Origin of the sequence: Clostridium sp. 001, assembly GCF_019056555.1 — a bacterium.
GTDB lineage: Bacteria > Bacillota > Clostridia > Clostridiales > Clostridiaceae > Clostridium_B > Clostridium_B ragsdalei.
Genome location: NZ_CP020473.1, coordinates 3687721 through 3699845, shown reverse-complemented (window position 1 = coordinate 3699845; position 12125 = coordinate 3687721). Strand labels below are relative to the sequence as shown.

The 12125-nt window shown below is 30.8% G+C and carries 13 protein-coding genes and 1 other annotated feature; all 13 genes read right to left on the bottom strand.

Annotated elements, in window-relative coordinates; genetic code table 11:
• Positions 1 to 176: 176 nt before the first annotated feature.
• A complete protein-coding gene (locus B5S50_RS17270; protein ID WP_065077511.1) occupies positions 177 to 437 on the bottom strand; it encodes a DUF1292 domain-containing protein in 261 nt (86 codons plus the stop codon).
• Between the two features lie 178 nt (positions 438 to 615).
• Entirely contained in the window at positions 616 to 1029 is a 414-nt protein-coding gene (gene ruvX / locus B5S50_RS17265; protein ID WP_065077512.1) for a Holliday junction resolvase RuvX, read from the bottom strand.
• A 63-nt stretch (positions 1030 to 1092) separates the two neighbouring features.
• On the bottom strand, positions 1093 to 1344 hold the full coding sequence (locus B5S50_RS17260) for an IreB family regulatory phosphoprotein (RefSeq protein WP_013237881.1): 252 nt from the start codon (positions 1342 to 1344) through the stop codon (positions 1093 to 1095).
• Positions 1345 to 1405: 61 nt separating this feature from the next.
• Positions 1406 to 4045 carry an alanine--tRNA ligase gene (gene alaS / locus B5S50_RS17255; protein ID WP_217302411.1) on the bottom strand — a complete coding sequence of 880 codons (2640 nt, stop codon included), beginning with the start codon at positions 4043 to 4045 and terminating at the stop codon, positions 1406 to 1408.
• Between the two features lie 88 nt (positions 4046 to 4133).
• Positions 4134 to 4321, bottom strand: a binding site (T-box leader).
• Positions 4322 to 4409: 88 nt separating this feature from the next.
• On the bottom strand, positions 4410 to 5489 hold the full coding sequence (locus tag B5S50_RS17250; RefSeq protein ID WP_338030849.1) for an AI-2E family transporter: 1080 nt from the start codon (positions 5487 to 5489) through the stop codon (positions 4410 to 4412).
• Positions 5490 to 5520: 31 nt separating this feature from the next.
• Positions 5521 to 6036, bottom strand: coding sequence for a PRC-barrel domain-containing protein (locus B5S50_RS17245; RefSeq protein ID WP_254306617.1), 516 nt, complete (start codon positions 6034 to 6036; stop codon positions 5521 to 5523).
• 139 nt (positions 6037 to 6175) lie between these two features.
• On the bottom strand, positions 6176 to 6604 hold the full coding sequence (gene nifU, locus B5S50_RS17240; RefSeq protein ID WP_154104950.1) for a Fe-S cluster assembly scaffold protein NifU: 429 nt from the start codon (positions 6602 to 6604) through the stop codon (positions 6176 to 6178).
• Positions 6604 to 7812 (bottom strand): cysteine desulfurase NifS, encoded by a 1209-nt coding sequence (gene nifS / locus B5S50_RS17235; protein ID WP_065077516.1) that lies wholly within the window; start codon positions 7810 to 7812, stop codon positions 6604 to 6606. The genes nifU and nifS overlap by 1 nt, the downstream gene beginning before the upstream one ends.
• Complete coding sequence (locus B5S50_RS17230; RefSeq protein WP_013237875.1) at positions 7813 to 8259, bottom strand: Rrf2 family transcriptional regulator; 447 nt, start codon at positions 8257 to 8259, stop codon at positions 7813 to 7815.
• A gap of 183 nt (positions 8260 to 8442) precedes the next feature.
• Positions 8443 to 9702 (bottom strand): replication-associated recombination protein A, encoded by a 1260-nt coding sequence (locus B5S50_RS17225; protein WP_217302410.1) that lies wholly within the window; start codon positions 9700 to 9702, stop codon positions 8443 to 8445.
• 142 nt (positions 9703 to 9844) lie between these two features.
• On the bottom strand, positions 9845 to 10339 hold the full coding sequence (locus B5S50_RS17220; protein ID WP_065077518.1) for a flavin reductase family protein: 495 nt from the start codon (positions 10337 to 10339) through the stop codon (positions 9845 to 9847).
• A gap of 3 nt (positions 10340 to 10342) precedes the next feature.
• Positions 10343 to 11116: a histidinol phosphate phosphatase gene (locus tag B5S50_RS17215; protein ID WP_217302409.1), complete on the bottom strand. Its 774-nt coding sequence runs from the start codon at positions 11114 to 11116 to the stop codon at positions 10343 to 10345.
• 14 nt (positions 11117 to 11130) lie between these two features.
• The gene (locus tag B5S50_RS17210; protein ID WP_083985565.1) at positions 11131 to 12054 is read right to left on the bottom strand and encodes an AEC family transporter; all 924 of its coding nucleotides are present in this window, start codon (positions 12052 to 12054) and stop codon (positions 11131 to 11133) included.
• Positions 12055 to 12125 lie beyond the last annotated feature (71 nt).

Here is a 12125-nt window from a genome sequence, read left to right as displayed (position 1 = left end):
GTGTGTGATGGTAGTATTACAGATGATAGCCATCGGATAAAAACACTGTTTAAAAATTACAATACTATAAGTTTAATATAGTATAAGGTTATTGTCAATTGAAAATCAATTAATATAAAAGCTAAAGGCTAAAAGCTATCTAAGCCACAGCTTTTAGCCTCTAGCTTTTATATTAACTAAGCTTCATTTCCAAATAAACTTTCATAAACTTCTAAAACCCTATCAAATTCATCCTCATCTTCTACTGTTACAAGAACTTCTTCTCCATTATCATCTTTTACTATTTTAAGTGCTATAGCTGTATCTTCATCAGCACATTCTTCAGGTACCGCAATTATATATTCTTCTTCTTTTATATCAAATTTAGTAACCACCTGGAACTTAACTTTTTTCCCATTTTCATCTTCTAACATTAAATCTGCTACGTTATTATCCATATTGAGTTTTCCTTTCTTCTAAATCCAAATTTATTCAATAACTACTCTCTTTAACACTTAACAATACTTTGTAAAAATCCTTCACAAAAATTATAGATTTTAATTTTCTGATTTTCTTCAAAACTATGATAAAGAGAGGCTGTGTCCCTAAATAAGTTCAAACAAGTTTCACTTAATACTATTTTGAAATGCTATCCAAATATCCTTGAAGTATATAAATAGCTGCCATCTTATCTACTATTTTTTTTCTCTTTGCCCTAGATAAATCTCCCTCTATCATAGCTCTATGAGCTGCTACAGTAGTTAATCTTTCATCCCACATCTTTATGGGTACTTCTATACTTTGCTCTATAATCTTGCAAAAACTTAACACTTTTTCACTCTGAGGACCTAACGTACCATTCATATTTTTAGGAAGCCCAGAAACAATAAGTTCCACACCGTATTTTTCACATATAGACTTTAATTCCTCAATATCCTTTTCCTGATTTTTTCTTCTCACAGTTGTAATTCCTTGTGCCGTTATCCCAAGTGGGTCACTTAGTGCCACTCCTATAGTTCTGTCACCTATATCTAATCCAAGTATTCTCAAACCTTCACTCTCCTACTTTATATTATTCTCATATTTAAAATAAAAATGTCCAAAAGGACATTTTTATTTTATGTCTAAGTATGCTTTTAAGACTTCTTCAAGTATTTCATCTCTCTCAAGCTTCCTAACCAATGACCTTGCTCCATTATAATTTGTTATATACGTTGGATCACCAGAAATCAAGTATCCTACTAATTGATTTACTGGATTATAGCCTTTTTTAATTAGCGAATCATAAACCTCAGTCAATATTTCCTTTGTCAATGCTTTTTTACTTTCAGAAATGTCAAACTGAATAGTATTATCGTTACTCATATATATCACCCCGCTAACATTCTAATAAATATATTATAAAACATATTTCATAAAATGTATACTACTTAACTAATTTTGTAATAATTGTACTACTTTTTCCTATAGCTTCTTGTAACTTATCTGGAAGCTTTCCTCCTGCTTGAGCCATATCAGGTCTTCCTCCACCGCCGCCACCTGTAATGGCTGCAACTTCCTTTATGATTTTTCCACAATGTATTCCACTTTTTACTGCTTCTTTAGTTGCCATAGCTACAAGCTGCACTTTTTGTCCTATGCTGCTTCCAAGCAAAACTACACAATTTCCAGATTTGCTCCTGATTTTATCAGCTAATTCCCTAAGAGAATTTCCATCTACATCTTTCAATATACCTGTAAATAAATCTACTCCTTTTATTTTCTCTACTGACTTTAGAATATCATCTTCTGCGCTTCCTGCAACTTTCAATTTTAATTCTTCAATTTTCTTTTCCAATTCTTTCAGTTCACTAGATTGCAAATCTAATTTATGAACAATTTCTTTTTCAGAACATTTCAGTTTGCTTGATATTTCTCTTAGTATATCACTTTTTGAATTAACATATTCAACAGCCATCTTACCTGTAACTGCTTCTATTCTTCTTATACCAGCTGCTATTCCAGTTTCAGAAGTTATTTTAAACAAGCCTATCTCCCCAGAATTACTTACATGAGTACCTCCACAAAGTTCCTTGCTGAAATTTCCTACGGAAACTACCCTTACTTCATCTTTATATTTGTTGTCGAAAAGTGCTATTGCACCACTTTCTTTGGCTTCCTCTAAGGACATTATAGTTGTTTTTACAGGATAAACTTTCATTATACTTTCATTTACCAAGTTTTCAATATTCCTTAATTTTTCATAGCTTACAGCTTCAAAATGATTGAAATCAAACCTTAGCCTAGATTCATCTACATAAGAACCAGACTGATGTACCTGTTCTCCTAAAACTTGTTTTAAAGCAGAATCTAATAGATGCGTTGCAGTATGATTTTTTCTTATATTATTTCTTCTATCCTCGTCTACACTCAGTTCAATTGTATCCTCCAAATTTATACTTCCTGAAATAACTTTAACAAAATGTAGTACCTTTCCTGCTAGGTTTTTCTTACAATCTAAAACTTCTCCTTTGAAGTTTTCACTAAATGCAGTTCCCCTGTCTCCTACCTGGCCTCCCATTTCAGCATAAAAAGGCGTATTGGAGGTTATAATAACTCCTTCTTCTCCTTCGTTTAAAACAGATACAAATTCTTCGTCTTTTACCATTAATTTAACTTTGGAACTGGATTTTAATCTATCATATCCTTCAAATAGCGTACTTATTTCAAAAGGAATTTTATTTAATACAGTATTTTCTGCTCCCATATAATTGGTCTCTGCTCTAGCAGATCTTGCTCTTTCCCTCTGATCTTTCATATTCTGATTGAATTCATCTAAATCTACAGTCATTCCTTTTTCTTCTAATATTTCTTGAGTAAGTTCTATAGGGAAACCATACGTATCATATAATTTAAATGCCTTTTCACCCTCAAGTATAGTATTTTTATTTGACTTTAAGTCAGATATAAAGTCATTTAAAATTTGCATTCCACTGTCTATAGTTTCATCAAATCTTTCCTCTTCTAGCTTTATAATCTTTTTTATATACTCTTCTTTTTCCTTCAATTCAGAATAATTTCCGCAAGAATTGTTTATGACAACTTCTGTAAGTTTATACAAAAATCCTTCCTTAATGCCAAGGGACTTTCCATGCTTTGCAGCCCTTCTTAAAAGTCTTCTGAGCACATACCCGCGGCCTTCATTAGATGGAAGTATTCCATCACTTATCATAAATGTAACACTTCTCACATGATCTGTTATTATTCTCATGGACATATCACTTTTTTCATTTTTACCATACTCTATACCAGCCATATTGCTTACTGCTTTTAATATGGAATTTATAGTGTCTACTTCAAATATACTGTTCTTACCCTGCATTATAGTTGCCATTCTCTCAAGACCCATACCCGTATCTATATTTGGATGAGAAAGCTTATTGTAGTTTCCTTCTTCATCTTTATCAAATTGTGTAAATACCAAGTTCCAAAATTCAACTACCCTATCACTATCACCTGCTTTTACAAATTCATCTACTGTAGTTATCTTTCCTTCGCCTCTGTCATAATGAATCTCCGAACAAGGTCCACAGGGTCCTGCTCCATGTTCCCAAAAATTATCTTCTTTTCCTAGTCTGAATATTCTAGATGAATCTATGTCCGTCTTTTTCACCCATATATCATAAGCTTCATCGTCATCTAAATATATGGTAACATATAATTTATCTTTAGGAATTTTTAAAACATCAGTAGTAAATTCCCAAGCCCAGGGAATTACTTCTTCTTTAAAATAGTCTCCAAAAGAAAAATTTCCAAGCATCTCAAAAAAGGTACCATGTCTGGATGTCTTTCCAACATTTTCAATATCCCCTGTCCTTATACATTTCTGACAGGTAGTCACCCTTTTTCTAGGTGGAACCTTCAATCCTGTAAAATAAGGTTTAAGAGGTGCCATTCCTGCATTTATAAGAAGTAAGCTCTTATCATTATTGGGGACTAAAGAAAAACTTGGCATTCTCAAATGACCCTTCTTTTCAAAAAAACTTAAATACATCTCTCTAATTTGATTTAATCCTAATTTTTCCATATGTATCTCTCCTCTTCACTCATATGTAATCAAATTTTGCCATTTTATTATATAAAAAATAATTTTAATTAAAAAGCTCCCATCCCTGAAAAGGGACGAAAGCTGAATCCGCGGTACCACCCTAATTAAACAGATATGTAAAATAAAAAACCTGTATCTCTTAAATTATATGTTATGACTCATAGATAGCTTCAATATATATTATAAGAAGTTTACACCATCCACTCCCTCTCTTTGTATAATAAAATATTTACTTTTTCTATTCATTGCCTATATTCCATTATGATACAAATTATAATTTAAATACACTTTTATGTCAATATTGTAGGCTTTTATAGTACCTTATACTAATTAAAAATTCTCACTAAAACATATAGTAATTCAGATCCTCATATATGACTTTAACTACAACTCCAAAAGGTACTGCTAATACCATTCCAATAAATCCTGATACTTTCCCTCCAACTATTAATAAAAGAATGACTATAAGAGGATGCATATCTATGCTATCTCCTGTGACCTTAGGTGATAGTATATTTCCTTCTATCTGCTGCAGGAGATAAAGCCATATCGCTGTCCATAAAGCCGTTTCTGGAGATTTTATAAGGGCTATAACTATAGCCGGGAGAGCGCCAAATATAGGTCCAAAATAAGGTATTATATTAAAGAATGCATTTAATATAGATAATATTATAGGAAATTCCACTTTTAAAAATATAAGTATAAAAAAAGTAGCTATTCCCACAAGGGCACTCAATATGAGCTGACTTGCTATATATCGTCCTAATATCTTATCTGCATGGCAGCATATTTTTTTAATAGGTTTTCTACTATTTACTGGGAATGCCGAAAGTAGACTTTCATTTATACATTTATCATCTGCTAAAAAATAATAAGTTATTATTGGTATAACTACTAAATACAATATATTTTCTCCCATATTCATTAAGAAATCAAATATTTTAGCAAATACAGAAGCAATTTCACTGTCAATCCTTCTATTTAAATTATTTACTAATAAGTGCATTGTCCTATTGCCCTGGATTAACTTTAGCTTTGCATAAAATTTGTCTATTAATGTCTGAATACTGGCGGCAGTGGCATTTAACTTTAAGCTTTCCTTAAACAAAGATGGTATAAGAAGGGCAAATGTAGAAACAACTAATAAAATCAGTATACCTATTATAATAATGGCACTAACTTTTTTATTTACTCCAGCATTAACCATTTTTATTTCTATAGGTTTTAGAGTATACGCTATTAAAAAAGATATAAAAATTAAATATAACATTTCCCTTAATACAGAACTTTTAGCAACAAGCAAAGCAGCAGCTGCAAATATAGCTATTATAAGTACATATTTGGCGACATAATTTTTACTAATATTCATCATATCATCTTCCACAATTTTAATTATATCTGAGTATTTTCCTTTCTTAGACATTTTCAAAGAAATAACCATTCAGTATGCTAGCCTATTTTCTTTCAGATACCTTATCTGAGTTAAATAGTGCATGAGGAGAATTAAAAAATTTTAAATTCTCCTTTTTCCCTCTGTAAAATAAGTTTTCTTCTCCTAAAGTCAAATCATCTATAAGCAATATTTTTTTTCCCCTTATAAAATTATTTATAAGTCCAGTGGAGAGTATAACTGCCTTTATACAAAAACTTTCTTCATCAAATAATATATCTTCCACCATTCCTATTAAACATCCTTTTTCATCCACTACATTCATTCTCTTTACATCATTAAATTGAAAATACTTATCCTTATTTGAATTAGTAACAACTATTACAGATGTTAAACTGACTATATCCTTTATAAATACGTTTAAACTTTTTTTAAATATGTTGTTAGGAGTTATAACAAACCCCTTTACTTGTTTTTTGTTAAAATCCAAAAATATATCACTTATAAATCCCAGTAAATTTCCCGAAAGATTTACTGCATCCATAAATATAAAATCTCTTATTCTATACAAAGATATCACCTTAATTTAAAAATATATACCTGTAGTTTATCCAAAAAATAAAAATATAACCTCATAAAGAGGTTATATTTTTATTTAATAAACAAAGTTAAAATTCTATATATTACAGATAACTTACTTATACATTATTAAATTATTATTAATTTCCATGAACATGTTCGTGGATAGTTTCAGAATGATTTTTAGTTGCCCATGGTTCAAGTCCCTGTGACTCTCTATAATCGTTTATTGCCTTATGGATAGCTTCTTCTGCTAAAACAGAACAATGCATCTTTACTGGTGGAAGTCCATCCAGTGCCTCTGCAACTGCCTTGTTAGTAAGCTCCCATGCATCTTCTAATTTTTTTCCTTTTATAAGTTCAGTTGCCATACTGGAAGATGCTATAGCAGAACCACAACCAAAAGTCTTAAATTTTATATCTTTTATCACATCATCTTCAACTTTTATATATATCTTCATTATATCTCCACATTGTGGATTTCCAACTTCTCCAACACCATTTGCATCCAGAATTTCACCTACATTTCTAGGGTGTCTAAAGTGATCCATAACCTTTTCGCTGTACATCATAATTGTTCTACCTTCTCTCCTTTATTTTGTGTTTTAAGAAAGTCTTCCCAAAGCGGTGACATTGCCCTTCTTCTAGCTACTACCTTCGGAATTACCTGCAGTGCATAATCTACATCTTCTTCAGTAGTACCAGCACCTAAAGTTAATCTAAGGGAACCATGTGCCACTTCGTGAGGTAACCCTAAAGCTAAAAGTACATGTGACGGATCCAATGAAGCCGATGCACAAGCACTTCCTGTAGAAACAAATATACCTGCATCATTTAAATCTAGAAGCAAAGTTTCTCCTTCTATTCCTATAAAGCTCAAATTAACATTTCCAGGGAGTCTCTTATCTCCACTAGGTCCATTTACTTTAGCATAAGGTATTTCTTCAACTAATCCTTTTATAAGTTTATCCCTTAATTCACTAAGTCTTTTACTTTCTGTATTCATTTCAGAAGTTGCTAATTCTATTGCTTTTCCTATTCCAACTATTCCTGGAACATTTTCAGTAGAAGCTCTCTTTCCTCTTTCCTGTGCACCACCATGTATCAGGTTTTCAATTTTTACTCCCTTTTTCAAGTACATTGCTCCTATTCCCTTAGGCCCATAAAACTTATGTCCTGCCATAGAAAGAGCATCTATATTCATATCCTTTACATCTATGTTAACATGTCCTACAGCTTGAACTGCATCTGTGTGAAAATATATCTTCTTTTCTTTACATATTTCACCTATTTCCTTTATAGGTTGAATGGTTCCCACTTCATTATTTGCAAACATTATAGATACAAGTATTGTAGTATCCTTAATTGCTTTTTTTAAATCCTCTAAATTTATAAATCCATACTCATCTACAGGTAAATAAGTAACTTCAAATCCATTTTTTTCAAGAAACTTACATGCATGTAGAATGGCATGATGTTCTATCTTAGTAGTTATTATATGATTTCCTTTATTTTTATTTGCAAAAGCTATTCCCTTTAATATCCAGTTATCACTTTCTGACCCACCTGCTGTAAAAAATATTTCATTCTTATCTGCATTTATTGCCTTAGCCACTCTTTGTCTAGCTGTATTAATTGCCTCTCTTGGAACATCTGACATTGAATACAGAGAAGATGGATTTCCAAAATTCTCAGTAAAATAAGGAATCATTTCTTGTAATACCTCGGGTTTTGTATAAGTAGTAGCTGAATAGTCCATGTAAACCTTCTTATCCATTTATATATCCCCTTTCGTTTTTTCTTGTTTCATTTGAATATAATCATCTACCATGTCTTGTAAAGTTGTAGACTTCATAACTTGTTCTATACTTTCTTTAATTCTACTCCATAAAAGTCTGGTAGCACAGCAGTCCATATTACTGCAGGAATTTTCATTATTTTCATCTACACAATCTGAGATTTCTATAGGTCCTTCTAAAACTTTCATTATATCAGCTACAGTTATATCTTTGGGTTCTCTGTTTAAAATGTACCCACCTTGTGCGCCTCTAATACTTTTTACTAAATTAGATTTTCTAAGGTTCGAAAATAACTGTTCTAAATAATATTCTGATATATTTTGTCTTTCCGATATACTTTTTATAGATGACGGCTCATCACTATAGTGAATAGCTAAATCTACCATAGCTTTTACCCCATATCTTCCTTTTGTGGATAGCTTCAATTAATCACTTCCTTAAACCAATGTATGATTTGATACTGTAATTAATATTATAGTATCAAATCCGAGTAAAATTGTCAACAATAAAAAATCAACTTTTTACCTTTATTCTTTTCTTAGTTTTATCCGATAATTACTTACTCTAAAATTCTTTTTTTAAATAAATTATATGAATTCAATAAAGTTTTACTTTATTGAATTCATATAATTTTGTGCAGACCTTTCCATCTTGTTCTCCCCTGGAATATAATACTTCACATCTTTCAACTTATCTGGCAAATACTGCTGATCTACATAATGATTTTTATAATCATGAGGATACTTATAATCTATACCCCTGCCTAATTTTTCCGCACCGTAATAATGGCTGTCTTTCAAGTGGCCTGGTATATCCCCTATATCCCTACTATTTATATCATTTAAAGCTCCGTCAATAGCTTTGTAGCAGGAATTAGACTTAGGTGCTGTAGCTAAAAGTATAACTGCCTCTGAAATAGGAATTCTAGCTTCTGGTAATCCCACATAAAGGGCACTTTGAACTAATGAATATACAATTCCTGCTGCCTGAGGATATGCAAGACCTATATCTTCAGAAGCTATTACAAGTAATCTCCTACAAATTGCAGATAACTGCCCACCTTTTATAAGAAGTGCCGTATAATATATAGAAGCATCCGGTGAGCTGCCTCTTATGCTTTTTTGAAGTGCACTTAATGCGTCATAAAAATAATCTCCATCTTTGTCAAAATTAAAACCTTTCTCCTGAAGACATTCCTTTACATTTTCTAATTTTAGATTTACCTCATTGCCTTTTATGGATTTTGTAGAATAAACTACAACTTCTAAAAAATTAATGGATCTCCTTACATCTCCACCACATATAGAAGCTATATACTCAAGTATACCTTCTTCAATACTTATACTTAAATTGTCTTCTTGTTTTAATATATTTAATATTCTATTTAAGTTTCTTATTATATGACATTTCTGAAGAGGCTTAAATTCAAATACTATAGATCTACTTAGTATTGCATTGTAAACGCAATGATAAGGATTTTCTGCTGTACTTGCAATTAGCGTTATTCTTCCATCTTCAATATATTCAAGGAGAGATTGCTGTTGTTTCTTATTAAAATTTTGTATTTCATCCAGGTAAAGTACTACCCCTTTGTAACCCATAAAACCATCTAAACTTTTAACTATATCTTGAATATCCCTAACAGAAGCATTAGTTGCATTTAATTTATACAACTTTTTGTCCATACTTCCAGATATTATATTGGCTACAGTAGTTTTTCCAACCCCAGGGGGACCGTAAAAAACCATATTCATTATTTTCTTGTTCTTTATCATGTTACTTAAAACTTTTCCATTCCCCAATATATGTTCCTGTCCAACTACATCACAAATGTCCCTTGGTCTCATTCTTTCCGCTAGTGGTTGCATTTTCTAACCTCCTTAAAATATTCATTTAAATCCAAAGTAAAAAATAAAACACATACTGTATAAATACTATGTATCAACCATCACGGTATTTATACAACATATGTTTCACCTATAAAAATTAAATATCTTTACAATGAGAACTTTATTTTTCATAGCAATTTACTATTTCTCCATAATAGACTGTATGATAATCTCCATCAGGATAACAATTTGAATCTACTTCCTTTGTCAAAAGTTCTTTTTTCATGTCCTGTTTATATATAACCTTACATTCATAATACATGTCACATCCTGCTATCACCGGACTATCTACACTTCTACCTGAATTAAGCTGTAAATTACACATCTTGAATTTATCTATATCTCTACCGGATTTAGTTCCACATATTGCAAGGACCTTCTTCATGTCATTGCTAAAAGGAACACTCACTGTAAAATTACCGCTGTTTTCTATAAATTCCTTAGTATATCTGGATTGTCTCACAAGCACAGTGAACACAGGTTTCCTCCACACAAAACCTATGCTTCCCCATCCTATTGTCATAGTATTTACTTTTCCATTATATTTACTTGTAAGGAAAGCTCCTTCTTTACCTAATTGCTTGATTACTTCAGCCGAATTATTCGTAAAATCCATAATCTACACCTCTTTATCATACTCTTCTTTTCTATTTTTAAAATATACTATTTTTAAATTACACCTTCTAGCAATTTCTACTGCTTCTCTAAAGTTACTTCCCATAGATTCTAAATTATGAGCATCAGACCCTACTGTTATGTATTTTCCTCCTAATTCATTAAATCTTTTATATATTTCCAGCATATTTTTTACTGAATCTTGATTTTTAAGTCTCCTGGTATTTAACTCCAAACATTTTTCTTTATCTATAATCACTTTGAATATCTCATCTATTATATCTGGAAAATCACTATAATATAATTCTTTATCCTCAAATTTAGCATATCTAGCTATATAATCAATATGACCCAAACTATCTATAAATTCAAATTGTTTTAAATTTTCTAGCATATCTTGCAAATATTTAAAATAAGCCTCTTTTTTACTTTTGCCTTCATAATAATCTGAATAATAGAGATCTAAGTTCTCCACTAAATGTATAGATCCAATTACATAATCAAAAGAATTATCCTTTATTAACTTTCTGCTTTGTTCTAAACAATCCTCCTTCATTCCAAGCTCTATGCCGAGAAGTAGATTATCATTTTTATATTTTAAATACTTGTTTAAATATTCATCTACGTCAAAACAAAACAGACCTTCTTTTGGAAAATTGATATCCATATGTTCTGTTATTATAAAAGATATGCTTTTTTCTTTTGCAGATTTTATAGCTTCTTCTATTTTCATATCAGAATCTGTAGAAAAATTAGTATGTACATGTGTATCAAACAATATGTAACCCTCCTTCAAACTTTAGTTAGAAATTGTATACATATAACTACAATAGGGATAGTAATCATTGAAATTATAGTAGTTATAAAAACGCTTCTAGCAGCCAATTTGCTATCTGCTCCATATTGCTGCGCAAGCACAGAAGCTAGAACAGCTGATGGCATTGCTTCAATTACAGCACATATTTGAATCATAAAACTGTCTGCCTTCATAAGTTTTAAGAGTAAAACAGTAACTAGAGGAACTAATATCAATCTCATAAATGAAGTATAATATACTTGGAATCCCGAAAAGATATCTTTGAGTTTCACTCCTGCCAGCATAGTTCCTACTATAATCATAGAAAGCGGTGTGGTCATGGAACCTACACTACTCAATGTGGTATCTACAACATATGGAAGTTTTATAGAAAATACAAACATTAAAAATCCAACAATAGTTGAAATTATAACTGGATTAGAAATTACATTCTTTATATTTTTAATATCATTTTTACCTGTATATATGGCAATTCCTACACTAAACATAAATATGTTAAGAGGTATATTAAAAATCGCTCCATAAAAAATTCCCACTTTACCGAAAAGTCCCTCTAATACTGGATATCCCATAAATCCACTGTTAGAAAATATAATAATAAATCTCATTACTTTCTTTACTTTGTCTTCATATTTATAAGCACAAACTTTACTCAACAATATAATTACTATGTGAATAATAATTGAATACAAAAATATACTTTCTGCATTAGCAATCATCTTTTCTGAATACCTATAGTTAAAGGAAGTGATGAGAAGTGACGGAAGAGTTATATTAACTAAAAAACTCGACAGACTTTTTTCTCCTTCTTCAGTTATTATATTTTTCTTTTTTGCAAAGACTCCTATAAGCATCATAAGTGATAAAATTATTACTTGGTTTATTACCCTGACGTTCAAAAACTTTCCCCCTAATTAGGCATTTGAAAGAAATCTACCGATGCAGCATGATAAAAATAGACTAACATACT